This window comes from Rugamonas apoptosis (genome assembly GCF_014042355.1).
GTDB lineage: Bacteria > Pseudomonadota > Gammaproteobacteria > Burkholderiales > Burkholderiaceae_D > Rugamonas > Rugamonas apoptosis.
Genome location: NZ_JACEZU010000005.1, coordinates 357,774 through 382,901, shown reverse-complemented (window position 1 = coordinate 382,901; position 25,128 = coordinate 357,774). Strand labels below are relative to the sequence as shown.

The 25,128-nt window shown below is 68.5% G+C and carries 18 protein-coding genes; 6 read left to right on the top strand and 12 right to left on the bottom strand.

Annotated elements, in window-relative coordinates; genetic code table 11:
* Positions 1–90 precede the first annotated feature (90 nt).
* Genes H3H39_RS12720 through H3H39_RS12710 form a run of 3 tightly spaced genes read left to right on the top strand, consistent with a single transcriptional unit; the run spans position 91 to position 4,633 of the window.
* Positions 91–1,779 (top strand): sensor histidine kinase, encoded by a 1,689-nt coding sequence (locus H3H39_RS12720; protein ID WP_182153742.1) that lies wholly within the window; start codon positions 91–93, stop codon positions 1,777–1,779.
* Positions 1,776–2,156: an Hpt domain-containing protein gene (locus H3H39_RS12715; RefSeq protein ID WP_182153741.1), complete on the top strand. Its 381-nt coding sequence runs from the start codon at positions 1,776–1,778 to the stop codon at positions 2,154–2,156. Before H3H39_RS12720 ends, H3H39_RS12715 begins: the two co-directional genes overlap by 4 nt.
* Positions 2,153–4,633 carry a hybrid sensor histidine kinase/response regulator gene (locus H3H39_RS12710; protein ID WP_229218002.1) on the top strand — a complete coding sequence of 827 codons (2,481 nt, stop codon included), beginning with the start codon at positions 2,153–2,155 and terminating at the stop codon, positions 4,631–4,633. The genes H3H39_RS12715 and H3H39_RS12710 overlap by 4 nt, the downstream gene beginning before the upstream one ends.
* Here H3H39_RS12710 and H3H39_RS12700 read toward each other — a convergent pair.
* Positions 4,539–5,537 (bottom strand): LysR family transcriptional regulator, encoded by a 999-nt coding sequence (locus H3H39_RS12700; protein WP_182153740.1) that lies wholly within the window; start codon positions 5,535–5,537, stop codon positions 4,539–4,541. The two genes, H3H39_RS12710 and H3H39_RS12700, sit on opposite strands and share 95 nt — an antisense overlap.
* A gap of 105 nt (positions 5,538–5,642) precedes the next feature.
* Between H3H39_RS12700 and H3H39_RS12695 the strand changes: the two genes are divergently transcribed.
* The 3 genes from H3H39_RS12695 (at position 5,643) to H3H39_RS12685 (ending at position 8,540) form a co-directional block, all read left to right on the top strand.
* Positions 5,643–6,290: a glutathione S-transferase family protein gene (locus tag H3H39_RS12695; protein ID WP_182153739.1), complete on the top strand. Its 648-nt coding sequence runs from the start codon at positions 5,643–5,645 to the stop codon at positions 6,288–6,290.
* A gap of 8 nt (positions 6,291–6,298) precedes the next feature.
* Positions 6,299–7,156 carry a pyridoxamine 5'-phosphate oxidase family protein gene (locus H3H39_RS12690; RefSeq protein ID WP_229218001.1) on the top strand — a complete coding sequence of 286 codons (858 nt, stop codon included), beginning with the start codon at positions 6,299–6,301 and terminating at the stop codon, positions 7,154–7,156.
* A 307-nt stretch (positions 7,157–7,463) separates the two neighbouring features.
* Positions 7,464–8,540 carry a GGDEF domain-containing protein gene (locus H3H39_RS12685; RefSeq protein ID WP_182153738.1) on the top strand — a complete coding sequence of 359 codons (1,077 nt, stop codon included), beginning with the start codon at positions 7,464–7,466 and terminating at the stop codon, positions 8,538–8,540.
* 7 nt (positions 8,541–8,547) lie between these two features.
* On the opposite strand, the gene H3H39_RS12680 is transcribed toward H3H39_RS12685, so the two are convergent.
* The 11 genes from H3H39_RS12680 to H3H39_RS12630 form a co-directional block, all read right to left on the bottom strand.
* On the bottom strand, positions 8,548–9,465 hold the full coding sequence (locus H3H39_RS12680) for a diguanylate cyclase (protein WP_182153737.1): 918 nt from the start codon (positions 9,463–9,465) through the stop codon (positions 8,548–8,550).
* A complete protein-coding gene (locus H3H39_RS28350; RefSeq protein WP_182153736.1) occupies positions 9,446–13,459 on the bottom strand; it encodes a PAS domain S-box protein in 4,014 nt (1,337 codons plus the stop codon). The genes H3H39_RS12680 and H3H39_RS28350 overlap by 20 nt, the downstream gene beginning before the upstream one ends.
* Positions 13,460–13,617: 158 nt before the next feature.
* Positions 13,618–14,238: an Hpt domain-containing protein gene (locus H3H39_RS12670; RefSeq protein WP_182153735.1), complete on the bottom strand. Its 621-nt coding sequence runs from the start codon at positions 14,236–14,238 to the stop codon at positions 13,618–13,620.
* A gap of 13 nt (positions 14,239–14,251) precedes the next feature.
* The gene (locus H3H39_RS12665) at positions 14,252–15,181 is read right to left on the bottom strand and encodes a diguanylate cyclase (protein ID WP_182153734.1); all 930 of its coding nucleotides are present in this window, start codon (positions 15,179–15,181) and stop codon (positions 14,252–14,254) included.
* Positions 15,178–18,672: a hybrid sensor histidine kinase/response regulator gene (locus H3H39_RS12660; protein ID WP_182153733.1), complete on the bottom strand. Its 3,495-nt coding sequence runs from the start codon at positions 18,670–18,672 to the stop codon at positions 15,178–15,180. The genes H3H39_RS12665 and H3H39_RS12660 overlap by 4 nt, the downstream gene beginning before the upstream one ends.
* Positions 18,669–20,060, bottom strand: coding sequence for an oxygenase MpaB family protein (locus H3H39_RS12655; RefSeq protein ID WP_182153732.1), 1,392 nt, complete (start codon positions 20,058–20,060; stop codon positions 18,669–18,671). Before H3H39_RS12655 ends, H3H39_RS12660 begins: the two co-directional genes overlap by 4 nt.
* Positions 20,057–20,905: a carotenoid biosynthesis protein gene (locus H3H39_RS12650; protein WP_182153731.1), complete on the bottom strand. Its 849-nt coding sequence runs from the start codon at positions 20,903–20,905 to the stop codon at positions 20,057–20,059. The genes H3H39_RS12655 and H3H39_RS12650 overlap by 4 nt, the downstream gene beginning before the upstream one ends.
* 82 nt (positions 20,906–20,987) lie before the next feature.
* Positions 20,988–23,243 (bottom strand): TonB-dependent receptor, encoded by a 2,256-nt coding sequence (locus H3H39_RS12645; RefSeq protein ID WP_182153730.1) that lies wholly within the window; start codon positions 23,241–23,243, stop codon positions 20,988–20,990.
* Positions 23,244–23,479: 236 nt separating this feature from the next.
* Positions 23,480–23,881, bottom strand: a complete 402-nt coding sequence (locus H3H39_RS12640; RefSeq protein ID WP_182153729.1) for a type II toxin-antitoxin system VapC family toxin — start codon at positions 23,879–23,881, stop codon at positions 23,480–23,482.
* Entirely contained in the window at positions 23,881–24,117 is a 237-nt protein-coding gene (vapB, locus tag H3H39_RS12635) for a type II toxin-antitoxin system VapB family antitoxin (RefSeq protein ID WP_182153728.1), read from the bottom strand. The genes H3H39_RS12640 and vapB overlap by 1 nt, the downstream gene beginning before the upstream one ends.
* 115 nt (positions 24,118–24,232) lie before the next feature.
* Positions 24,233–25,015, bottom strand: coding sequence for an IclR family transcriptional regulator domain-containing protein (locus H3H39_RS12630; protein WP_182153727.1), 783 nt, complete (start codon positions 25,013–25,015; stop codon positions 24,233–24,235).
* Positions 25,016–25,128 lie beyond the last annotated feature (113 nt).

Below are 25,128 nucleotides of genomic sequence, written 5' to 3'. Positions count from 1 at the left end.
CGACTTTGACATTTATTTGAAACGGGAGCACCATCTGACTGCAGGTGCAGCGCGGCCACTCCGGCCCGTGGCGGCGGCGGGGAGAGTGAAATGTGGCGAGGGTCAGTCAAGAAACTGGATGTGCGCTGGCTGGTGGTCTGCTTCGGGCTGCTGCTGATCGCCGGTCTGTGGTGGTTGACCCTGGCCCAGCTGGCCGATGCCGAGCGCACGGAGCTGGCCGACGCCGAGCGTGACGCCCAGGCGCTGGTGCGCCTGTCCGACGAGCACGCGACGCGCACGCTGGAGGCGGCCGACCAGGCCGTCATCTTCCTGCGCCATCGTTACCAGAGCTCGGGCATGGCGCTCGACATTCCCGCCGAGCTCGAGAGCGGCCTCGGGACGCTCGACCTGTACAACCTGTTTACCATCGTCGACCAGCACGGCACGGTGGTGCTGTCCAGCCGTCCGTTCCAGCCCACCAACCTGAGCGACCGCGAGCACATCCGCGTCCACATGCGCCACGATGACGGCCAGCTGTATGTAAGCCAGCCCGTGCTGGGGCGGGTGTCGGGCAAATGGTCGCTCCAGCTCACGCGCCGCATCAATTATCCCGACGGCAGTTTCAAGGGCGTGGTCGTCGTGTCCATGGACCCCGAGTATTTCCTCCGCCTGTACCGCGATATCGACATCGGCCCGCACGGCACCATCGGCCTGGTGGGCGCGGACGGCGTGCTGCGGGCACGGCGCGTGGGTAGTGAGGCCTCGCTGGGGCAGGATATCCATGACAGCGCGCTGTTCGCCGCCATCCTTCGGGAAGGGCATGGCGGCGTCACCGCCAACAGCCCCATCGACGGGCGCCGCCGCATCTTCCGCTACGCCAAGCTCGAACACTTCCCGCTGTATGTGGTGGTGGGTATCGACCTGGAAGACCGGATGGTCAACTTTGGCGTGCGGCGCAGCCAGGCCCTGGGCCTGGCCACGGCCGCCACGGTGCTGATCGCGCTGTTCAGCGGCGCTATCATCGTGCTGGTGGCCCAGTTGATCGCGCGCCGCGAGCAAGCCGTGGCGGCCAGCCTGGCCAAGTCGCGCTTCCTGGCCAATATGTCGCATGAGCTGCGTACGCCGCTCAACGGTATCCTCGGCTATTCCGAGCTGCTGGCCGAGGAGCTGGGTGACAGCCGGCTGGGCGGCTTCGCGCGGGCCGTGCAGGGCAGCGGGCGCCGCCTGCTGGGACTGATCGAATCCGTGCTGGAACTGAGCGCGCTGGAATCGGGTGGCGCGGTGCTGGCGCTGCGGGCCGAGCCGCTGCGCGAAATGATGGAGCAGGCGCTGAGCGCGCAGCGCGACGGCGCCGCCGAGCGCCACGTGGGCCTGTGCGTCCATTACAGCGCCGATTTGCCGGAACAATTCGTGTGCGACCGCGCGCGCCTGCTGCGCGTGCTCGACATCCTGTTGCGCAATGCGCTGGCGGCCACCAGCTACGGCGCCGTGCAGCTCGACGTGCTGCCCGTGGCGGAAGGCTTGCTGCTGCGCGTGACGGACACCGGCTGCGGCATTTCGCCCGAACAGCAGCGCCGCCTGTTCCAGATTTTCACGCAGCTGGACGACTCGGCCAGCCGCGCCAAGGGCGGGGCCGGCATCGGACTGGCCATCGCGGCCCGGCTGGTGCGGCTGATGGCGGGCCGGATCTGGGGCGAACCGGGCGCCGTGCAAGGCAGCGTATTTACGGTCGTGCTGCCGCCGCTGGCCCTGCGCGAGCAGCCCGTCCCGCAACCGCAGCTGGTCGAGGAGACCGTATGACGGCCGGCCGCTACCACGCCATTGCGCCCGAGGTGCTGATGGGGGCTGTGGCCGGTGACCTGGCGTCGTTTCGCAGCCTGTCGCAAGTGTATCTGGCCATCGCACCGCCGGGGCTGGCCCGCATGCGCGCCGCGCGCGCGGCCGGCGACCTGCGCGCGCTGGCGCACGAGAGCCATGCCCTGAAAGGCAGCGCCGTGCTGGTGGGCGCGCAGGCGCTGTGCGCGTTGCTGCAACAGATCGAACTGCTGGCCGGCGCGGCCGGCGGCGCCGACCTGGTGGCGCTGTGGCCGGCGCTGGAGCAGCAGTTCGGCCTGGTGATGGACGAAGTGACCGACAGTATCGATCACTACCACGGCACGCCGGGGAGGGGCGTATGACGGCGCCGGACGCGGCTCCCGCGCCGGCGGCGCACGGCGAGCGCCGCCACCCGCGCCGCTATCCGTTGCGCTGGAGCGGGTTGAGCGCGCGCCAGGCCGCTGCCGTGATCGGCGGCGCCGTGATCCTGCTGCTGTGCGTGGCCACGGTGGGCGCGGCCTGGCTGCTGCGCCAGCGCGCCATCGAGGACTGGCGCGGCGACATGAGCAGCCTGTCGCTGGTGCTGGCCGAGAACGTGTCGCAAACCATGGCCTCCACCTATCTGGTGCTGGACGGCCTGACGGAAGTGGTACAAGCCATCCAGCAGCACGCGCCGGGGCCGCTGGCCGCCTCCACCCGCTCCGTACAGCTGTACCAGACCATGCGCGACAAGATCAGCGGCCTGCCGCAGGTTGGCGTGGCCACGGTGGTCGATGCGGACGGCACGGTCCTCAATTTCACCCGCAGCTATCCGCCGCCGCCCATCACGCTGGCCGACCGCGACTACTTCGCCTACCACCGCGACCATGCGGACAGCGCGCCCTTCCTGAGCCAGCCGGTGCGCAACAAGGGCAACGGCAAGTGGACCTTCTACGTGAGCCGGCGCCTGAACGACGCCCATGGCCGCTTCGCCGGCGTGGTGCTGGTGGGTGTGTCGTGCGACTTCTTCAGCGCGTTTTTCCGCAACGTGAGCCTGGGCGAACACGCGGCCATCTCGCTGTACCGGCGCGACCAGACCTTGCTGGCGCGCTGGCCGCAGGTGGAGCAGATCATGGGCAAGCGCATCACCACCGGCAATACCAGCCAGGTGCTGGCGCAGGGCAAGGACCACGATGTGCGGCTCAGCGCCGGCCCGCGCGAGGCGGCCGGCGGCCAGCACGTGTACCGCATGGGCGCCGTGCGGCTGGTGCGCAATTATCCGCTCGTGATCAATGCCACCATTACGGAGGAACTGCTGCTGGCGGGTTACTGGCGCAACCTGCGTGTGCTCGGCGGGATCGCGCTGGGCAGCCTGGTGGCGCTGACGCTGGCGTTCTGGATGATGGGCCAGTTGCTCAAGCGGCGCGAGCAGGATGCCGAGCAGGCGCGCGCGCTCATGCGCATGGCCGACGCGGCCAGCGAGGCCAAGTCGAGTTTCCTGGCCATGATGAGCCACGAGATCCGCACGCCGATGAACGCCATCGTCGGCATGTCCGAACTGATGCTCGACACGCCGCTCGACGCCACCCAGCGCGGCTATGCGCGCAATGTGCACAGCGGTGTGCTTGAGCTGATGCAGATCATCAACGAGGTGCTCGATTTTTCCAAGATCGAGTCCGGCCGCATGGAGCTGGTGCAGGGACTGTTCGATCCGGCCGACCCGGTGCGCCAGGTGGCGGCCCTGCACCGCGCCAGCGCCGACGCGAAAGGCTTGCAGCTGGAGGTGCGGATCGCCAGCTGTCCGCGCAGGGTGTATGGCGATGCGGCCCGGCTGCGCCAGGTGCTGGGCAACCTGGTCAGCAACGCCATCAAGTTCACGCCGTCGGGCGGCGTCTCGATCGCGCTGGAGGCACGGCCCGGGGGTGGCCGCAACGGCCTCTGGCGGCTGTGCTACACGGTGCGCGACAGCGGCATTGGTATCGGCGCCGACGCCCAGCGCCACCTGTTCGAACCCTTCAGCCAGGCCGACAGCACCATCAGCCGCGAATACGGCGGCACGGGCCTGGGCCTGGCCATCTGCCGGCGCCTGGTGCGCCTGATGGAAGGCCACATCGAATGCAGCAGCGTTCCCGGCGAGGGCTCGACCTTCCGGGTCGAACTGCCGTGCCGCCTGCATGCGCCGGCCGGGGTGCCCGTTGCCGCGCCAGTGCCACCGCCCGCGCCGGCGCCATCGGCGGATGCGGCGCCGGCGCGCGCCGAACCGTCCCATGCCGCGCCAGCGCAAACACAAACGCCAGCGCCAACACCAATGCCAACGCCAACATCAACATCAACGCCAACGCCAATGCCAATGCCAATGCCAATGCCAACGCCAGCGCCAACGCTGGCAACGGCCGTTGCGCTGCTCGACGGCGCCGCGCCGGCGGCGGACGGGCCGCCGCCGCTACGCGTGCTGGTGGCCGAGGACACGGAAATGAACCGCCAGCTAGCGCGCATCCTGCTCACCCGGCTCGGCTGCGAAGTGGACGAAGCCGTCAACGGCCAGCTGGCGCTGGACGCGCTGGAAGCGGCCCGCTACGACTTGGTGCTGATGGACTGCATGATGCCGGTGCTGGACGGCTACGAGGCGTGCCGCCGCCTGCGCCAGCGCGAAAGTGAGACGGACGCGCCGCGCCTGCCCGTGATCGCGCTGACGGCCAGCGCCATCGAAGGCGACCGCCAGCGCTGCCTGGCCGCCGGCATGGACGACTACCTGTCCAAGCCCTTCACGGCCGCCGAGTTTTCCGCGATGGTGGCGCGCTGGGGGCGCCTGCCTGTCGCCGCCCCGCCGGTTTCGGCGCCGCCGTTATCGGTACCCTAGCGGGAGGCAACGGTTGCAGCGGGGGTAGGGCGGCCAGCCGCGCGGCCAGGAATTCGAGCAGCGCACGCAGCTTGGGCGCCATGTAGCGCGCGCTCGATACCACCAGGTGCACCGGCAGCGATTCCGGTTCGTAGTCGGCCAGCAACCGCACCAGCGTGCCTGCCGCCAGGTCGTCCGCCACCTGGTACGACAGTGCCCGTCCCAGTCCGAAACCATCACGCACCGCCACCAGTGTCGCTTCCGTGTCGTTCAACGTCAGGCGCGGCGCCAGCTTCACGGCCATGTCGCGCCCCGCATGGCGAAAGCGCCATTCTTCCAGCGGCGAGCGGATCGCAGTGAACACCACGTCATGCCGCTCCAGTTCCTGCGGTGTGTTGGGCGTGCCGCGCCGCGCCAGATAGGCTGGACTGGCCACCACCATGCGCCGCACCTCGCCCACGCGGCGCGCCACCAGCCCGGCGTCGGCCAGCGCGCCGATGCGCACGGCCAGGTCCAGTCCTTCCTCGATCAGGTCCAGGTTGCGGTCGTTGAACAGCAGTTCCACCTGCATGGCCGGATGGGCGTCCAGGAAGCGCATCACCAGCGCCGTTACGTGGCGCCGCCCGAACACCTGCGGCGCCGTGATGCGCAATTTGCCGCGCAGGGGCGCGTCCGGGTCTTCACGCACGGCCTGCTCGTAATCGGCCAGCACGCGGCGCGCCATGTCGGCCAGCCGCAGGCCGGCCTCGGTGGGCGCCAGCCGGCGCGTGGTGCGCTCGATCAGGCGCGTGCCCAGGCGTTCCTCCAGCGCGGCCAGCGCGCGCGTGACGGCCGGCGCGGAGCGGCGCAAGCGGCGCGCCGCGCCACTGAGGCTGGCGCTATCGAGGATGGCGACGAAGATGGTCAGTTCGTCCAGGCGGTCCATGGATTCTTCCACTAATTGAAAAAGTAATTTCCACTATAGCATTATTTACATCAAATACTGGAATGCCTACCATGGGTGTACCGATCAACGAAACGAGGAACCGCCATGACCACTTCCACCCATACCCTGATCCTGCACGGCACCCGCTTGTCCGGCCACGTGCACCGGGTCGAACTGCTGCTGCACATGCTGGGGCTGCGCTACGAACTGGTTGACGCGCCGGCCGCCGTGCGCGACGGCGCCGCTTTCCGCGCCATGAATCCGCTGGGCCAGATTCCCGTGCTGCAGGACGGCGACCTGGTGCTGGCCGACAGCAACGCCATCCTGACTTACCTGGCCCGCCGTTACGCGCCCGCTGGCGGCTGGCTGTCGGACGACCCGGTGGAAGCGGCCGAGATCACGCGCTGGCTGTCGATCGCGGCCGGCGAGCTGCGCTTCGGCCCGGCCATGGCGCGCGCCGTCACACTGTGGAACATGGACGGCGACCTGTCCCGCGCCCACGCCATCGCGGGCCGTCTGCTGGCTTTCATGGAGCAGCACCTGGCCACGCGCGCCTTCCTGGCCACGCGCGCCTTCCAGGCCGCCGGCCGGCCTACGCTGGCCGACCTGGCCTGCTACGGCTACGTGGCGCACGCGCCCGAAGGCGGTGTGGCGCTGGACGCTTATCCGGCCGTGCGGGCCTGGCTGGCGCGGGTGGAGGCGCTGCCCGGTTTCGTTCCCATGCCCGACAGCACGCCGCCGGTGCGCACATGAGCGCGGCCATGGACGGTCCACTGCGCGGCCCATTCCACCCCGGCGAGCTGCGCGCCCAGCAACTGGCCGGCAAAGGCAGCAGCGGCGGCGCCATTCGCGATCACATGCCGGACCAGCACCGTGAGTTCTTCGCCATGCTGCCGTTCGTGTTGCTGGCCACTGTGGGCGAGGATGGCTGGCCCCAGGCCGCGGTGCTGAGCGGCGCGCCCGGTTTCGTGTCCAGTCCCGATGCCACCACGCTGCGGGTGGCGGCGCCGCTCGGCGCGCCCGCCGGTACCCGCGTGGGCCTGCTGGGGCTGGACTTTGGCACGCGCCGCCGCAACCGCGCCAACGGCAGCATCACGCAGGCGGACGGGCAGGGCTTCACCATCACCGTCGACGAGTCGTTCGGCAACTGCCCGAAATACATCCGGCTGCGCGACGTGACGCCAGCGGAGGAGGAGGGGGGCGCACTGTCGGCCACCGCCTTCGAGGGATTGAGCGAGCAGGCGCGCCGCATGGTGGCCTCCGCCGATACCTTTTTCGTGGCCACCACGGGCGGCCAATACGGTGCCGACATCTCGCACCGGGGTGGCGAACCCGGTTTCGTGCGGATAGCGGGCGACACCCTGACGGTGCCCGATTACGCCGGCAACCGCTACTTCAACACGCTGGGCAATATGCTGGTGGACGCGCGCACGGCCTTGCTGCTGATCGACTACGCCAGCGGTGATGTCCTGCACCTGCAGGGGCGGGCCGTGGTCGAGTGGGATGGTGCGGCGGCCGGCCTGCCGGGCGCGGAACGGCTGTGGCATTTTCGGGTGGAGCGTGGCACCCTGCGGCCGGCGGCCGTGCCGCTGCGCTGGCGCCTGCGCCCGGACGATTGAGGCGCGCGCCGGCGGCCGCTTGCTGTCGCTTGTTGTCGCTTGTTGTCGCTTGTTGTTTAACTAACGTGCGCCGCGCGCCGGGGCTGGACGGGTCATCGCGCCCGTCCGGTTACCGCAAATCTCACAAATTGTCACTTGTTGAGGCCAGCATTCCTTGTTACGATGGCGACAGATCGCGCGCCGTGCCACAAGGCCTTCCGCCTGTGCCTTGATATCCGATGTGCGCTGATCCCCATGTAGCGATACTCCCGCCCTGGCGCACCGCGCCCGCTCAAGCGCCCTATGTAGCCGCGCCTGGAACGACATCATGCTGACACTGAAATCGGAACACCCCGTGCCCAGCGTACTCAAACAGCTGGGGGAAATGACGGCCTGCCGCGATATGCACCTGGTCGAGCAAAGCCTGTTGCGCACGCTGGGGCCTGTGCTGGGCATCAAATCTACCTCGTTGTACCGGGTGGACGAGCATGGCGTCGTCACGCGCGCGCTGCACCACACGCGCGACGCGGCCATGGTGGGCGGGGAACGGTACCGCACCTGCGACCAGACCGGGGAACCGGGCAGCGCCGTCGGCCTGGAACCGGCCGTGGCCGACTTGCTCAGTGCGCTGCGCCTGCTCGACCACAGCTGCGCACGTCCGCAGCCGGGCGGCTACCTGATCGGCTACCCGCTGCATGGCGCCGACCACCTGTGCGGCTATGTCGTATTCGAGCGCGACCACGAAGTGACGCCCACCGAGCACGCCGTCATTCACGGGGTGCTGGAAGTGTTCTCCAACTATTACGCGCTGCTCGACGCCAGCCAGCGCGACCGTCTCACGGGCCTGCTGAACCGCCATTCGCTGGAACTGAATCTGACCCGGATGTGGGATGCGCTGGCCCAGCGGCTCAAGCACGGCGCCGAAGCCGCCCAGGTCAACCGCCGCCGCGACCAGGCCCAGACCTACTGGCTGGGGGTGCTCGATATCGACCATTTCAAGAAAGTCAACGACACCCACGGCCACATCATGGGCGATGAAATCCTGCTGCTGACGGCACGCCTGCTGGAAGGCGCGTTGCGCCGTTCCGACCTGCTGTACCGTTACGGTGGCGAGGAGTTCATCGTGATCGTGGCGGCCAACGACTTGGCCACGGCCACCCAGATCTTCGAGCGCGCGCGCCAGGCCGTGGCCCAATTCAAGTTTCCCCAGGTGGGGAGGCTGTCCATCAGCGGCGGCTTCAGCATGGCTGATCCCGCCGTGCAACCGCAAGCGATCATCAATCGCGCCGACCGGGCCCTGTACGAAGCCAAAGCCGATGGCCGTGACCGCATCTATTTCTACGAAGAGCTGATCCGCACCGGCCGGCTGCAGGAAGTCCAGTCGGGCACCATCGACCTGTTCTGACGCCGCTTTATTGCGCCAGCCGGCAGCGGTCGCGCCCTTCATGCTTGGCCTGGTACAGAGCCTGGTCGGCCTGCCGCAACAGGGCGCCGCAGTCGTCGTCGGGCTGTGGCCGCAGCACGGCCACGCCCACGCTGATGGTGACATGGGGCGCGATGAGACTGTCGGCATGGGCGATGGCCAGCGCTGCGATGGCCAGCCGCAGTTGTTCGGCGACAGTCATCGCGCCCGCTTCGTCCGTGTCCGGCAGCATGCAGGCGAATTCCTCGCCGCCATAGCGGGCCACCAGGTCGTGGGGCCGCTTCAGGTTGTCCTTGAGCGTGAGCGCCACCCGCTTCAGGCATTCATCGCCGGCCTGGTGGCCGTAGTGGTCGTTGTAGCGCTTGAAGAAGTCGACGTCGATCATCAGCATGGCCAGCGGCTTGCCGCTGCGCGCGCAGCGCCGGCACTCGGCCTTCGCGGTATCGTCGAACAGGCGGCGGTTGGCCACGCCCGTCAGGCCGTCCGCGAACGCCATCGCCTGCAGGGCGTCCATGTGCAGCTTGAACTGCAGGTGGGCCAGTACCCGGTTGCGCAGGGTGAGCGGGTTGACGGGCTTGGACACGAAGTCGGCCGCGCCCGCGCTCCAGCAGGCATTTTCCTCCTCGGCCAGGATGCCGGCCGTGACGAAGATGACGGGGATGGCCCGCGTTTCCTGGTCCTGCTTCAGGCGGCGGCACACGGTCAGTCCATCCATGCCCGGCATGACCACGTCGAGCAGGATCAGGTCCGGCTTGCTGTCGCGGCAGAATTCGAGCGCCTGTTCACCGCTGGTGGCGGCAAATACTTCGAATTCCTCGGCCAGCACGGCGTGCAGCATGCGGATGTTGATGGGCTGGTCATCCACCACCAGTACCCGGCCGCGGCGTTCAGGAGAGAGCTTGTGCATGGTCGCGTTCTTGTATTGCAGAGTGTGAGTCGGGGGCCAGCCGGTCCAGCATGGCCTGGCAGATATGGGCCGCGCTGGCCAGGTCGAAATTGTCCACGGCCGCTGCCAGGCGGGCCGCCTCCGGTTCCATGGCGGCGCGCTGCTCGCGCAGCAGGCGCTCGAACAGGGGCAGCGCATCGAGGTTGGACGCTTCCAGCAGCTGCCGCAGGCGCACCAGTTGCTCCGGCAGGGTGGCGGCGTCCGGGCTGGCGCCCTCGGAGGCGGGCGCGGGGATGGCGGCCAGGTGCTGGACCATGCTGGCCGCCAGTTCCGCGCTGGCCGAGGCGGCGCGGCTGGCTTCGGCGATCAGGCGGGCGTGTTCCATTTGCCAAGCCGTGGGGCTAGCTTGGCCGCGCAGCAGCAGTTCCATCGATTGCGCCAGCGCCGCCAGTGCGTCCGCGCCGACGGTGGCGGCAAGGCCCTTGAGGTTGTGCAGCTGGCGGGCCGCCGCACTCATGCCGTCGGGGCTTTCCAGCGCTGGCGGCACCTGCGCCGCCAGTGCGCCGCATTCGGCCGCGAAGCGCTGCAGCGCACGCTGGTAGACGGAGGCGTTGCCGTTGAAGCGCGCCAGCGCGGCGCTGCCATTGATGCCCGGCCCCGGCTCTGGCACGGGCGCCGGCTTTGGCGCGCTTGCGGCATCCATCTTCACAGTGCTGGCGCGGGCCGTATGGTGAGCCACCACGGCCAGTAACTGGGCCAGGTCGAACGGTTTGCCCACGTGGTCGTTCATGCCGGCCTGGAACGCTTGGTCGCGGTCCGACGGCATGGCGTTGGCTGTCATGGCGACGATGGGCAGGTCGGTGAGGCCGAGCCGGCCGCGAATCAGGCGGGCGGCCTGGTAGCCATCCATGTGCGGCATCTGGATATCCATCAGCACGCAGTCGTAGTGCGGATCGGCCGCCAGCATGTCGAGCGCGGCCTGCCCGTGGTCGGCCATGTCCACGCTGGCGCCGGCCTGGCGCAGCAGTTCGCCGGCCACTTGCTGGTTGATGGGGTTGTCCTCCACCAGCAGCAGGCGCAGCCCGGCCAGCGGCGTGGCCGCAAGCGGCGCCGGCGCCAAGCCCGGTGCGCCCGGTGCGCCCAGCACGCTCGGTATGTCCGGCGCTCCCGGTGCTCCCGGCACGCCCGATACGCCCGGTACGCCCGGTACGCCCGATACGCCCGGTACGCCCGATACGCCCGGCACAGGGGCTGCGGCGCGCTGCAGCGGCAGCACGAAACTGAACGTGCTGCCAGCGCCCGGCCGGCTGTCCACCGTGAGCGTGCCGCCCATCATCCGCACCAGCCGGCGGCAGATGGCCAGGCCCAGCCCGGAGCCGCCGTAGCGGCGCGCCGTCGACGCCTCGGCCTGCGAGAAGCCGTCAAAGATGCGTTCCAGCTGCTCCGGCGCGATGCCGATGCCGGTGTCGCGCACGGCAAAGCGCAGCGCCAATGGCGGCGGGCTATCAAGTCGATCCTGGCTACCCTGGCCATCCTGGCCCACTTGCGGCGCACACGCCGTCTCCACCGAGACCGCCACTTCGCCCTCGTGGGTGAACTTGATGGCGTTGCCGCCCAGGTTGAGCAGCACCTGGCGCAGCCGCAGCGCGTCGCCCACCACCCATGGCGGCAGGTCGTCGGCCACCTGGTAGCGCAGCGCGATGGCGCGCCCGCCCACGTTGGCGCTGAGGATGATGTCCACCTCGTGCAGCAACTGGCGCACGCTGAAGATATGCGGATCGAGCGCCAGCTTGCCGGCCTCCACGCGGGAGAAATCGAGAATGTCGTTGAGGATGTCGAGCAGGGCGCGGCCCGCCACTTCGCACTTGTCGGCGTAGTCGCGCTGGCGCGCGTCCAGCGCGGTCTGTTTGAGCAGGGTCAGCATGCCCAGCACGGCGTTGAGCGGCGAGCGGATCTCGTGGCTCATATTGGCCAGGAACTCGGACTTGGCCCGGTTGGCCGCGTCGGCCGCTGTCATGGCCGCGCGCAAAGCCTGTTCCGCCTCGTGCTCGGAGGTGATGTCGCGGTTGATGCCCAGCACCCGCAGCACCTGGCCATTGCGGTCCCGTTCCTGCGAGGTGACGGCTTGCATGTAGCGCACCGCGCCATCGCGGGTGACGACGCGGAAGGTGGTTTGCTGCCGCGCGGTGCCGTCGGCGGCGGAGCGCAGGCCGGCCAGCACGCGTTCCCTGTCCTCGGGATGCAGCCGTCCCTGCCAGGCTTCGTAAATCGGGCCCACGCGTTCCTGCTGTGGCACGTCGTAGAATTCGAACATGCGTTCGTTCCATTCCACGGCACCGCTGGCCGGTTCCCAGGTCCAGATGCCCAGTTCGGCCACCCGCGACGCGTTCAGCAGCTGGTCGCGCGCGGCCACCAGGGTGCGCCGGTCCTGCTCGCGGGCTGAGATGTCGGAGATGATGCCGAGGAAACCGATGATGGCGCCGCTGTCCTCGCGCAGCGCGCTCACCGACAGCAGGCCGGGGAAGGTGCTGCCATCCCTGCGCACGTAGGTGTAGCCATCCTCGTTGGGCAGACCCAGCCTGGCCTTGGCCACGAACACGTCGAAGCCGGGCGCGATCTCGCGGCCCAGTTCCTGCGACAGGGCGGCGGCGCGCGCCACCACCTCGTCGTGCTCGTGGAGCCGTTCCGGGCTGCTCTTGCCCAGCAGTTCGGCGGCGCTGTAGCCCAGCATGCGTTCGGCGGCCGGATTGAACAGGCGTATGGTGCCGTTCGTGTCGGTGGCGATGATGGCATAGGAGGCATGGGCCAGGATGGCGCGCTGCAGGATGGTGACCGATTCGATCTGGCGCGTGCGTTCGCGCACCTGCTGTTCCAGCGACACGTTCAATTGCTGGATGCGGGCCGTGGCGGCGGCCCGGTAGGCGTCCAGCTGGCGCCGCTGGCGCCGCAACAGGTGGTTGGCGCCGCCCACCAGCAAGCCGCCGCAGAGCATGGACAGCAGCAGTGTGAGCTGGGCCGTGTGGCGGGCCGTCACAGCGGGCGCCAGCGGGGTGGCCAGGACCAGCGTCAGATCGCGTTCCGGATGGCGCTGGTCGAGCTTGACACGCCGCGCCGCGGCGATGACGGTGCCGTCCGGACCATCGTAGCGCCCCAGCGGCGCGCTGGCGTCGCTGGCCAATGGGTGGAACTGGTCTTGCCAGCGCACGGGGCGGCCACGTTCGAAACCGAAGCTGGTGGCCGGGTCCGGGTGTAACAGGAAATCGCCGCCGCCATTGGTGAGGTAGACCCGCAGGTCCGGCGCCAGGTTGGCCAACGGCGGGGCGAGGAAGGCGCGCGCGGCGTAACTGACGACGATGGCGCCAAACAATGCGCCCTGCGCATCATGCACGGCGGTGGCGGCCCGCAGCACGGGCGTGGCCGGCGCGACGGGCTGGCCGTCTTCACGCCGCCAGCCGATATCGGACAGGTGCACCTGGCCCGGCGCCAGCTGGGCGGCGGCCCGCAGTTCGGACTGTGCGGCCGCCGGCCGCAACTGGGCGGGGGGCGCCGCGCTGATCACGGTGCCGGTGCGTTCGATCCGCACCAGCTCGCGGCCCTGGTCGGCCAGGCCGATCAGGCTCACTTGCAGGATGTCGGGATTGGCGGCGGCATAGGACTGGAAGATGTTCGTCAGGCGCTGTCGCCACAGCTTGATGGGAGTCGCGTCCCGCGCATCGTAGCCGTCGTTGGCGCTGGCGCGCACGATGCCGTCCACCGGCGGCACGCTGGCCAGGAAGCGCACGTCGCGCTCCAGCGTGCCCAATTGCTGCGCCAGCAGGCTGGCGTTGGCGGCGCTGCGGCCCAGCAACCGGGATTCCAGCGCGCTCACGGCGCGCCGCTCCTCGCGTTGACCCACCCATTGCGTGGCCGCGCCCAGCGCACCGGCCAGCAGCAGGGCCAAGCCGGCCCGGCGCCAGGTGGCGGCTTGCTTCAGGTAAGGTGCGATGGCGCTGGTCAGGTCCCGTGTCTTTATCATTATGATTATGAAGTCGTCCGCGCGGGACGTGCGGCGTGCCGCTGGAGCGGACTACCGGCGCGTGCCAAGGGTGACTTTCATTGTACTTGCTTGTACAGGACAGCTGGCGAAAATGTGGCGGCCCCGCGACGGCCCCGGTCCAACTACGGGCCCATTTGTCAACCCAGCGTGACGCCCAGTCGCTCGGCCAGCAGCGCGGCCTGTTCCGTCTCCAGCTCGTCGAATTGCTGGCGGATGGTCGCCAGCTCGGTGGCATGCGCGTCGCCGGCCAGCAGCGCGTCCAGTTGGTCGAGCAGGGCGACGGCCGCGTAGTCGCCGTCGCGCAATAGCGGCGGCAACTGGCGCAGCAGCCGGGCCGCACGGCGCGCCGGGTCGGCCACGGCTGCGGACACGGGCGCCGGGGTGGTGGCGCCCGCCACCGGCGCTTCCGGCGTGAGCTCGCGCATGGCGGCCAGCACCGTCGCCAGTTCCGCCGCGAAGGCGTTGGCGAGGGCGGGCCAGGATGCCGCTTCGCCCGCCCGTACCGCTTCTTCCAGGGCGGCGGCGGCGGCGCCCAGCCGGTAGGCGCCCAGCAGCGTGGCCGCACCCTTGACGCGGTGCGCGGCCTGGCCCAGCGCGGCCCCTTCGCCGGTGGCCAGGTGGGCCGCGATCCGTTGCGGCATGTCGCCGTAGGCCAGCACGAAGGCGCGCACGGCGCTCAGCAGCAGCGGGCGCTGCATGCCGTTGCGGGCACACGCGTCTTCAAGGTCCAGGATGGCCGCGCTGGCGTCGTGCTTCATGCCGTCTTCCATTTCAATCGCGGGCCGGGGCCAGGTCCGGCCGCCAGCTGACGCGGTCGCGGCCGGCCTCTTTGGCCAGGTACAGGTGGGCGTCCACGGCAGCCAGCAGCTCGTTGGCGCTTTCGCCCGCGCCCAGGCGCAAGGTGGCGCCACCCACGCTGACGGTGAGCAGCGGGCCGGCCTTGGAGGCGGCATGGGCGATGGCCAGCTGCGCCACCTCCGCGCGGATCGCTTGTACCAGTTGCAGGGCCTGGGCCGCGTCCGTGTCGGGCATCAGCAGCACCAGTTCCTCGCCGCCGTAGCGGGCCGCCAGGTCGGCCGGGCGGCGCATCTGGCCGGCGGCCGCGCGCGCCACGGCGCGCAGCGCGCGGTCGCCGGCCGGGTGGCCGTAATGGTCGTTGTATTGCTTGAAGCAGTCGATGTCGAGCATTGCCAGCGACAGCGGCCGCCCGTTGCGCTGGGTGCGCAGCCATTCGTTGGCGTACATGTCGTCGTAGCGGCGCCGGTTGGCCAGCTCCGTCAGGCCGTCCACGTGGGCCAGGTGTTCGAGCATGCGGCGCTGGCGCACCATCTGCAGGTGCAGCGCCACCCGCGCCAGCACCACGGTGGCGTTGAACGGTTTGGCGATGTAGTCGGCCACGCCCATCTTGAGGCCATTGGCTTCGTCTTCGGGACGGTCCAGACCAGAGATGAAGATGACGGCGATGTCGGCCGTACGCGGGTCGGCCCGCAGCCGGCGCAGCACTTCGTAGCCATCCATATCCGGCATCATCACGTCCAGCAGGATCAGGTCGGGCGCATGGCGCGTGGCCCGCTCCAGGGCCTGCTCGCCATTTTTTGCCAATAGCACTGTGTATTCCGGCTTGAGCAGCTCGGCCAGCACCTGGCGGTTGATGGCGTCGTCGTCGGCGATCAGTACTTTTTGCGTTCCAGACAAATTCATGCGCTCGGTTCCACAGTCAAATTCAGGGCCAGCGCCAGTTGCGCCAGCGGTGCCAAAGCGACATCATATTCGATCTCGTCGACGGCTTGCTGGATTGCCGCCAGCAGTGCGCCGTGGCGGGCCGCACCCGGCAGGGCCTGCAGCGCGTGCAGAGCGTCTTCGGCGCGGGCGTCGTCGTGGCGCAGGAAGGCTTCCAGCTGGCGGATCAGGGTGGCGGCGCCTGGCATGTCCGGGGCCGGCGCGTCCGGCGCGGCGGGGCCGGGGGCCGCGGCCGGGATGGGGGGCTGTGGCACGATGGCGGCCAGGCCGGCCAGCACCGTGGCCAGCGTGTCCGCCAGTTCCGGCGCCAGCGCCGCGCACCGCTCGTGCTGGCCCGAGCGCAGCGCCTGTTCGACACTGTTGGCCAGGGCCGACAGCTCGGCCGCGCCCAGGTAGGCCGCGCTCGATTTGAGGTTGTGGGCCAGGCTTTGCAGGGCCTGGTGGTGGCCCGCATCGAGCGCCTCGCGCACGACTTGCGGCGCGCCCTGGTACTCGCGCAGGAAACTGGCGATGCGCTTGTGCAGGCGGGCGCGCTGCTGGCCCACGGCGTCGAGCGCCTGTTGCCAGATGATGCCGGGCACGGGCGGCAGCGGTGCGCCGGTGCCGGCCTGGCTGTCGTCCAGGTTGGCCAGCATCGGCGCGGCCGGCGGCTGGCGCCCGGCCAGGCGGGCCGGATCAATCCACTTGTGCAAGGCACGGAACAGCAGCTCGGGATTGATCGGTTTGGTCACATGGTCGTTCATGCCGGCCGCCAGGCTCTTGTCGCGGTCGCCCGCCATGGCGTGCGCCGTCATGGCGATAATGGGCGGCTGGCGCAGCTCGGGCAGGGCGCGGATGCGCATAGTGGCCGTCAGGCCGTCCACTTCCTGCATCTGGATGTCCATCAGCACCAGGTCGTAGTCGCGCTCCTGCACCATGCGTACCGCTTCGCCGCCGTGCAGGGCCACGTCCACCTCGACCTGCGCCATGGCCAGGAAATCCTGCGCCACTTCGCGGTTGTTGGCGTTGTCGTCCACCAGCAGGATGCGGGCGCCGGCCAGGCGCGCCAGGTCGGGTGCCCGCATGCCCAGGCCCACCACGTCGGGGCCGGCCAGGTCCGGGCGCAGCACTTGCAGCAGGCTGTGATACAACAGGGCCGGGCCGACCGGCTTGGTGAGAAAGCCGTGCAGCTGGAACTGGCCTTCCTGCTGCTGCACCGTCTCGCGGGTGCAGGCGCTGACCATGAGAATGGCCGGCGGCGCAGCCAGGCGCGGGTCGGCTTGGATACGGCGTATGGTTTCCACCCCGTCCCAGCCCGGCATCATGTAGTCCATCAGCACCACCTGGTAGGGCAGGCCCTCGTCGGCGGCGCGCGCCAGCATGTACAGCGACTGCTCGCCGGAGCTGGCCCCATGGGCCGTGACGCCGAACGACGCCAGCATCTCGACCAGCGCGTCGCGCGCCGTGGCGCTGTCGTCCACCACCATCACGCGCACCTGCTGCAGGGCGGCCGCCGGCGGCGCCACGGGGGCGCTGGCCGGATCGGCCACGCCCAGCGTGACGGTGAAGCTGAAGCGGCTGCCCACGCCGGGCGTGCTGTTGACGCGGATGGCGCCGCCCATCAGTTCGACCAGTTGCTTGGAGATGGACAGGCCCAGGCCCGTGCCGCCGTAGCGGCGCGTGATGGAACCGTCGGCCTGGCTGAAGGACTGGAACAGGCGCACCAGCTGTTCCTCGTCCATACCGATACCCGTGTCGCTGACGCTGAAGCGCAGCGTGACCTGCTCGCCCTTGCGCTCGGTCGCGTCCACCGCCACCACGATCTCGCCGCGGTCGGTGAACTTGACGGCGTTGCTGGTCAGGTTGATCAGGATCTGGCCCACCCGCAGCGGGTCGCCCACCAGCCGGGCCGGCACGCCGCGCTCGACCCGGAACACCAGTTCCACCCGTTTGGCGTCGGTCTTGATGGCCGTCAGGCTGGCCAGGTGTTCCAGCAGGTCGTCCAGCGCGAACGGCACGGTTTCCAGCGCCAGCTTGCCCGCTTCGATCTTGGAGAAGTCCAGGATGTCGTTGATGATACCCAGCAGGTGCTGGCCGGCGCCCTCGATCTTGCTCACGTAATTGCGCAGGCGGGGGCTCGGTTCCGCCATCATGGCCAGCTGGCTCATGCCGATGATGGCATTGAGCGGGGTGCGGATCTCGTGGCTCATGTTGGCCAGGAAGTCCGATTTCATGCGGGTGGCCGCTTCGGCGCGCAGCATGGCGCTTTGCATGGCCTTGGTGCGCAGGCCCAGGATGCGCATGAACACCAGCATGTCGAACATATTGCCGAACTGGAGCGCGTGCATGGTCCAGAAGTTGGCCGCCACGGCGCCGTTGATGACGCGCGACAGCAGCACCGAGGACATGAAGCTGACGGCCCAGCCAATCAGGAAGTAGATGCCGACGGCGTCGCCGCGGCGGGCCCGCATGAAGGCGCCCGGCAGGCCCAGCAACATGGGCATCAGGCCCAGCGTGCTGACGATGGCCACCAGCGTCTGCACGCCGATCAGGTCGGTGGCGTAGGCGAGGGCGCTGAGCAGGGCCAGCACGGCGCCGCCGCGCATCAGGCGGCTGAACACGCGGTCCATGCCGGGGCGCGCCAGCGCCTGCTCCACGAACAGGTAGGCGCCGCAAGAGGCCATCAGCGCGAACAGGCCGCCGGCGTGCATGGTCATCCACCGTTCGCTGCCCCACAGGTATTGGCCGCCCAGGCCGAAGAACTCGACAGAGAACATGGTGGTGCCGGCTGTCAGCAGCGCGTATTTGCCGAACAGTGGCTCGCGCAGGTTGATCCATTGGGCCAGGCTGTAGAGCAGCAGGCACAGGCTCAGGCCGGTCAGCAAGCCTTGCAGCATCTGCTCATTAAGGGCGGCCGCGTGGAAGGCGGCCGGTGTGGACAGGCGGATCGGCAGGATCATCGAGCCGGTGTTCTCCACCCGCAGCCACAGTTCCTGGCCGCTGCCCTGCGCCAGCTTGAGGGCCATGGCCGGGGCCCGGCCCCGCGCGCCGGACGGGGCGCCCGGCAGCAGATTGCCCATGGCCTCGTGGTGCACCAGCGTGCCGTCGGCGCTGACATAGACGTCGACCCGGTTGAGGGGCGCATAGTCGATATTGAGGATCCAGTCGCCGTCGCTGCCATCGGCCACGACGACCGGGATGCGCAGCCACACCACGTCGCGGTGCACGCCCAGGGTGGCGTAGGCTGAATCGGGTGGGGTGAAGCGGGCGGCGGCGGCGCGCGCGCCTGCAATATCCAGTTGGCCGCCGGGGTCGGACAGCACGGTCAGGGCCGGCCACGCATCGACGTGGCCGCGCGCGTCGTCCAGCAGCAGGGGGGCGGGGGCGGCCCAGGTGGCGAAGGGCAGCAGGAACAGCAGCAACAGCAACGGCGCCAGCAGCGACCGCGCGGCGAACAACGGCGCCCTGGTCATGGTTGCGGTCCGGTCGGGATCAAACGCTTGCGGCGGCCCGTCAGGCGCGCTTCGAGTGCGTTGACCCAGCGCGGCGCCTGGCGGTCCTCAGCCCAGTCGGAGGTGACGGCGCCGACCTGGTTGAGCAGGGCTTCGGGAAGCTTCAGGGGCCGGGTCTGGTCCATCAGCAGCTTGACGGTGAACTGGTAGCCGACCACGCGCGTGACCAGGCGCGACAGCGAGAACTGCGGCCAGAACAAACGCGCCGTGCCGTCGATCAGGCGGATGGTGCCCATCGAAACGGTGAACAGGGCGCGCGACAGCCACGATACGCGGCCCGTCAATCCCAGGTCGTGCGAGGTGGCGGAGCCGCACAGGTGGCGCGTGAGCAGCACGGGGAAAGGCTTGAGCACGCGCAGCGGCAGCTCCTTTTCCATGGTCTGCATCAGGGCCGCGCCCAGCGCCGGGCGGGCATCGGGCAGGTAGGGGTGAGCGCGGCCGCCGGCCTGCATGCGGTTGAACAGCGACTCGGCCTGTTCCATCGTGTCGGCCATCATGGCGCGTTCGATACCGAGCACGTGGCCGACCACGTTCCAGGTGTGCAGGTAGGCATGTTCGTCCTCGGCCGGCAGGCCCAGGCCCAGCTTGCGCAGCGCGCGCAGGAACACGTAGCTGAAGGTGAGCAGGGTGTAAGCCAGTTCCTCCTGGTTGCAAGGCAGGCCGTCGCGTTCCACGTTCCAGCCGTGGGCGTACAAGGTGCCCTGCATGCTGTGTGGCTGGCCGGCCAGCATGGGCATCGGCGGCACCACGGCCGGCGCTTCGGGACGGGCCGCGTCGGATGGATTGCCGCGCAGGATAAGATGGCGGATGGTGGCGTGGATCAGGCGTACCTTGAGCGTTTGCGCCACGCCGCCGCCGCTGGCGTCCGTCAGGCCGCCGCCCATCATGACGGGGAACAGCATGGCGGCCGTGGAGCGGATGCGGTAATCGGTGTGCTGCTCCAGCTGGCCGGCCGCGTGCAGCACGCCGGCCAGGTCGGGAATCACATAGCATTCGGGCAGGCTGGCGCAGAACAGCAGGGTGCACGAGAGCATGCTCATGTCCATGAACAGTTCCTCGGCGCGGGCGATCTTGGCCGGCTCGGCCCAGGCGGGCAGGCGCAAGCCGGCCTGGATGTAGTGTTCCAGCGCGGCGGCGATGGCGGGCGGCACGTGCGCACCGGCGCGCCAGCCGGGCAGGGCGCCGTTGGCCTGCCATTGCGTGAGCTGGTCGTTGATGGTGGCAATGGCTTGCCATTGGGCCGCGTTGTCGCCGTGCTTGTCCCACGGGCCCAGGATGCGGGCGATGGTGTCGTCGGCCAGCGGATCGGCGCGCAGGGTGCTGGAACGGGAAATAGTGTCGCGCATCATGCCTCCACCGCTTGTCGTTTGGCCGCGTTGGCCGGGGAGCTGGCCTGGCCCGGTTGGCGCCACCGTTCGAATCCGCACAGGGCCACCAGCAGCGGGATGCCCATCGCGAACAGGGCGATGGTGCGGGTTTCCACCGGCGTGCCTTCGGCCACCTGGAACGCCATGCTGCCGCCGTAGACCAGCAGCGGCACCATGGCGTGGCGGCGCGCCACCGGCAGCGTGGCCACGGGCGCGCGCTTGCGCAGGGTGAGGCGGAACAGGAACACGATGGTGAACGACACCAGCATCCAGCCCACGAAGCCTTCCAGCGTTTCACCGAACCACCAGCCGTCCGTCTTGGTCATGATCCAGGCTTTCAGGCCGTACACCATGTAGGGATCGGCGCCCAGGTCGTAGGCCGTCACCAGCATGGCCGCCAGCAGCGACATGACGAGCGTCTGGCGCAGCGGGGCCACGCCGTCCGTGGGCGACTGCCACACGATCAGGTTGCCGATCACGTAGGCCACGTAGCACAGCGCGAACCACATGAGGGGAATGATGACGGGGACATCGCCCAGCCGTGGGCCCAGCACGTCCGTGTAGGTGTAGCTGCCGAAGAACCAGCCGTAGCTGGAGCCCAGTTGTTCCGCTATCCAGCCCAGCACCACGCCGATGACGACAAAGTTGCGGGCCGCGCGCGCGCCCAGCAGGTGGATGGCGCTGCTCCAGCAGCAAGCGAACATGATGAGGGAACTGACGATCAGCAGCTTGGTGGTGTCGCCATAGCCACGCGACAGCGTGACGGCCAGGAACACGATCAGCAGAACATTGGTGCAGCGGGGCAGGTGGTGCAGGACAGACTTCATGAGCGGACTTTTCGGATCACAGAGTTGACGGGCGCCGCGCGAACGCGGTGGACTGGCTGCTACGGGTTTTCAATAACGGACTTCAATAACGGTAGTCGAAACGCGCGGCGACGGTTCTTGGGTCGCTGGGCACCACCATGCCGAAACTGTCGATGGCGATCGGTTGCACCCTGTTTTCCATATTTCTCACTTGCGCCTGCACGCTCCATGGCGCGCCGTTGGGCTGGTAGCGCACGGTGAGGTCGCTGGCGGTGCGGGCCGGGATGGTGTAGCGCAGTTGCTGGGTCGGCACGCCGATGATGTAGGCGGCGCTGCGGCGCGCCAGGATGCCGGCCCGCAGTTGGCCAGCGGCCAGCAGGAAGCGGTGTTCGTAGCCGGCCGTGACGGTGTTGGCGGGCGCCCGATCGAGCTTGGTGCCGGCCCAGGAATGCACGTCGTCCGGGGTGTAGGACACGTAGTGGGCGTCGAGCAGGGTCAGGCCGTAGCTGATCTTGTCGTCGGCCGTGGGGTTGACCTGGCCATCCGCCTCCAGGCCCTTGACGCTGGCCACCCCGGCGTTGGTGGTCACGTAGCGCGGCGCGCCCTGCACGATGGCCACGCCCGACAACTGCAGGTTGCGGTAGTCGTAGTCGAACACGGCCAGGTTCAGGCTGGCGCGCTTGTCCCAGAAGCGGGTCTTGAGGCCGGCCTCGCGCGCCGTCAGCGTTTCGGGCTGGTAGTACAGCGTGCTGGCGGGGACGGCCACGGCGGCCGGGCAGCGGATGCCCAATGCCGTGCTGCCGGCCAGGCAGCCGTCGTTGAAACCGCCCGCCTTGTAGCCGGTGGACAGGGTGGCATAGGCGAAGGTGGCGGGCGTGACGTCGTAGTCAAGGCCCAGGCGCCAGGTATTCTTGTGGGTGTCGATTTCAGCCGCGTTGAGCAGCTTGAAGTCGGTGGCCGGGTTGAAGCTGGGGCCTTGCTGGAAATTGGTGGAGCCCACGCGCGATTTGTCGTCGCCCGTGTAGCGCACGCCGGCCGTGGCACGCAGGCGCTCCGTCATGCGCCATGTGGCCTGGCCGAACACGGCCTTGCTGCGCGCGATGGTGGGGCCGGTGGGGAACACGTAGTACGGCGGCAGGCCAAGCAGGGTCAGGTCGCGGAAGGTGTACAGCGTGTCCGTCTCTTCGTGGAAGTAATACAGGCCGGCCTGCGCGCTGACCGGACCGTTGCCGTTGGTGGCCACGCGCAGCTCGTGCGAGTCCTGCGTGTTGGCACCGTCGAAATTCTGGTGCACGCCGATGGCGAAGCCCGGCTTGACGCGGTAGTAATAGTTGAACAGGATGTGGTTATCGAAGCGGCGGTGGGCGCCCAGCCAGGTCACGGTGGCCGGTCCCAGGTTCCACGCCAGTTCGGCCGACAGGCCGGTCGTGGTCCTGTGGTCGTAGCCCTGTTCGGGACGAGTGTTGGGCGGCACGAAGCCATTGGTCAGGCGCTGGTCGGTGCTGGCGTCGTACCAGGTGGGCTGGCCGCTGGCCACGCCGTGGTAGAAGTTGGTGTCGGGGACGATGCGGTCGCTGTTGTCGTGCACCGTGCTGTGGTCGGCGCGCAGCAGCAGCGAGGCGGCGGGGCTCAGCGCCAGCCTGGCTGACAGGCGGCCCGATACGTCATCGCGGTCCAGGCCCAGCGTGTAGGGCGTGCCCTGGCCGTTGATCAGGTAGCTGTCGTGGCGGTTCGCGGCCACGGCCGCGCGCAGCGCCAGCGTCTCGTTGACAGGCACGTTGAGCATGGCGTTGACCTTGCGGCTGGCGTAGTCGCCCAGCTCCACGCCGACTGCGCCTTCCAGCTGGCGGCTGGGGGCGTTGGTGATCACGTTGATGGCGCCGGCCGTCGTGTTGCGGCCGTACAGGGTGCCCTGCGGGCCGCGCAGCACTTCGATCCGGTCCACGTCGTAAAAGCTCAGGTTTTGCTGCGTGGGACGGGCCAGGTAGACGCCATCGACCATGAAGGCGGCCGACGGGTCGCCTTTTTCCGTCGTGTCGGCGTTGGTCACACCGCGGATGGTGATTTTCAACGCAGCGGCGGCGCCGTCCAGGTGCACATTGGGCAGGCGCGCGGCCAGCGCGGACGGTTGGTCCAGGCCGGCCAGGCGCAGTTGTTCGCCCGTCAGCACCGACATGGCCACCGGGGTGCGCGATTCCAGCGAGGTGGTGCGCTGCGCGGTGACCACCACTTCCTGTATCTGTCCATCGGCACTGCCGGGCACGGACGGCGAAGTTTGCGCATGCGCGACACCATGCAATGCGGCCGACACGGATGCGGCCAGCAGCGCCGGTTTCCAGCGCGCCTTGTCGTTGATCATAGAACCATTCCCCAGTCTGGTCGTGCTACCGCCACCCCCGGCCCGGCCTTGGAATGTTAGTTTCACCACACGTATAATTATTTGACAACAATGCCGCTATGTACTGCAAGGGATAAGAGTCTAACAGGTCGTGTAGCTGGGAAATAGTCCCTCGCCGGGGCGTGCGTGTAAAAAACGCACACATCATGGCCGTTTCGAAGGGGCGGGCGATGCGCCTGGAATCGCCCCCGGTTCATTTAATTGTTGAGCCAGTTCTCAATTCGCAAGCCGGGATACGCGCCAAAGTCACGCTCGTTATTCGTTACCAGCGCCACGTTGAGGGATACGGCATGCGACGCGATCAGTTTGTCGAGCTGGTCTCTTTTGCGTTCGCGTGTGGCTTGCCGTATCGCGCCATATGACAACGCCGCCGCCGCATCGAACGGCATTACCGGGATGTCTTCAATGAGTGCGGCCAGATGATGGCTTTCCCGCGCACTGTTTTGCGACACTGTGACGCCATACTGTAATTCGGCAAATGTGATGGCGGACATGACGACGTCGCCCACATAACATTGAGCGAAACGGCGGGCGACCTGATCGGGCTGGTTCTTCATCAGGTAGATGCACATATTGGTATCGAGCATGTACAACGCCATTACAATGGCTCCCGGTCGCTCTGCTCATGGTCGCCGCGTCCCTCGGCCAGAAAGTCGGGCCCGAACCGGGCGAATTTCTTCATGACGCCGGTCAAAGGGCGTCGCGCCGGACGGATCCTGATTTCTTCTCCGATACGCTCGATTTCCAGCTCAATATCCGTTCTCTCATAGGCGATCTCGGCTGGAATGCGCACCGCCTGCGAGTTGCCGTTCTTGAATGCCCGTGTGGTTCGCATGGCTATCCTCGTATGTACTTGTGTGTACTCGCATGTACTTTACCACGGATCTGGCGATGAAGAACCCGATCTGTTCCGCCTTCAGGTTGACCAGCAGCTTGCGCCAAGCGCTGCATCAGACCCACAGCATCAGTGTATTGGCCGTGGCCTGCATGGCCGGCACGCAACGGGCGATGGCTTCCTTGCGGGTGCCGCTGGTGGTGGCCATGGAGGTCGACAGCGCGCCGACCACCGTGCCACCGCGGCTCTTGACGGGCACGGAGATGCCGCGCAAGCCCATCTCGTACTGGTTCTCGGTGGAGCCGAAGCCATCTTCGCGGATGGCGACGATCTCGCGGAACAACTGCTCCTTGTCCGTCACCGTCAGGTGCGTGTAGGCGATGGGGGTGATGCGGGCCAGATAGGCGTGCAGTGCGTCGTCGGTGAGCGATGACAGCAGCACGCGCCCGGCTGTGGAAGTGTAGGCTGGCAGCCGCATGCCTGGGTCGAAGCCGGCCAGCAGGATGCGCGGCGCATTCACCCGGCTCACGTAGACCACATCGTCGCCATCGAGCACGGAATAGTTGGTCGATTCCTGCAACTGGTTGGTGAGCCGCTGCAGGTAGGGCACCACGGCGCGCGGCAAACGGGCCGAATCCACATAGGCGTGCCCCAGGCTGAGCACACTGGGGCGTAGCCAGAAAGTGCGCCCGTCGGTGGCGGCCAGGCCGATATGCACCAGCGTGAGCAGGTAACGGCGCGCCGCCGTGCGACTGAGGTTGACCCGTTCTCCCAGTTCCGTCGGCGTGAGCCGCACCGATTCATGGTCGAAAGCGCGGATCACGTCCACGCCCTTGATCAAGCCCTCGATCTGGTCGCGCTTGGCGACGACGACATCCTGCAAAGCCGGCTTCTTCATCCTGATTTCCTTGAATTGCGCGACAATCGCGCACCTGGTGCGATTGTCGCATGTTTGACCTTGTTCGCCTCTATCTTGAAGCGGGCCTGGTTTCTACAATCGGGAGGCGTCCG

Coding starts and splice junctions, on each gene's coding strand:
- H3H39_RS28350 (WP_182153736.1), bottom strand. CDS start 13,459: ATGATAAAGACACGGGACCTGACCAGCGCCATCGCACCTTACCTGAAG.
- H3H39_RS12650 (WP_182153731.1), bottom strand. CDS start 20,905: ATGAAGTCTGTCCTGCACCACCTGCCCCGCTGCACCAATGTTCTGCTG.
- H3H39_RS12645 (WP_182153730.1), bottom strand. CDS start 23,243: ATGATCAACGACAAGGCGCGCTGGAAACCGGCGCTGCTGGCCGCATCC.
- H3H39_RS12720 (WP_182153742.1), top strand. CDS start 91: ATGTGGCGAGGGTCAGTCAAGAAACTGGATGTGCGCTGGCTGGTGGTC.
- H3H39_RS12630 (WP_182153727.1), bottom strand. CDS start 25,015: ATGAAGAAGCCGGCTTTGCAGGATGTCGTCGTCGCCAAGCGCGACCAG.
- H3H39_RS12640 (WP_182153729.1), bottom strand. CDS start 23,881: ATGGCGTTGTACATGCTCGATACCAATATGTGCATCTACCTGATGAAG.
- H3H39_RS12685 (WP_182153738.1), top strand. CDS start 7,464: ATGCTGACACTGAAATCGGAACACCCCGTGCCCAGCGTACTCAAACAG.
- H3H39_RS12655 (WP_182153732.1), bottom strand. CDS start 20,060: ATGATGCGCGACACTATTTCCCGTTCCAGCACCCTGCGCGCCGATCCG.
- H3H39_RS12710 (WP_229218002.1), top strand. CDS start 2,153: ATGACGGCGCCGGACGCGGCTCCCGCGCCGGCGGCGCACGGCGAGCGC.
- H3H39_RS12700 (WP_182153740.1), bottom strand. CDS start 5,537: ATGGACCGCCTGGACGAACTGACCATCTTCGTCGCCATCCTCGATAGC.
- H3H39_RS12695 (WP_182153739.1), top strand. CDS start 5,643: ATGACCACTTCCACCCATACCCTGATCCTGCACGGCACCCGCTTGTCC.
- H3H39_RS12680 (WP_182153737.1), bottom strand. CDS start 9,465: ATGCACAAGCTCTCTCCTGAACGCCGCGGCCGGGTACTGGTGGTGGAT.
- H3H39_RS12665 (WP_182153734.1), bottom strand. CDS start 15,181: ATGAATTTGTCTGGAACGCAAAAAGTACTGATCGCCGACGACGACGCC.
- H3H39_RS12690 (WP_229218001.1), top strand. CDS start 6,299: ATGGACGGTCCACTGCGCGGCCCATTCCACCCCGGCGAGCTGCGCGCC.
- H3H39_RS12670 (WP_182153735.1), bottom strand. CDS start 14,238: ATGAAGCACGACGCCAGCGCGGCCATCCTGGACCTTGAAGACGCGTGT.
- H3H39_RS12660 (WP_182153733.1), bottom strand. CDS start 18,672: ATGACCAGGGCGCCGTTGTTCGCCGCGCGGTCGCTGCTGGCGCCGTTG.
- H3H39_RS12715 (WP_182153741.1), top strand. CDS start 1,776: ATGACGGCCGGCCGCTACCACGCCATTGCGCCCGAGGTGCTGATGGGG.
- vapB (WP_182153728.1), bottom strand. CDS start 24,117: ATGCGAACCACACGGGCATTCAAGAACGGCAACTCGCAGGCGGTGCGC.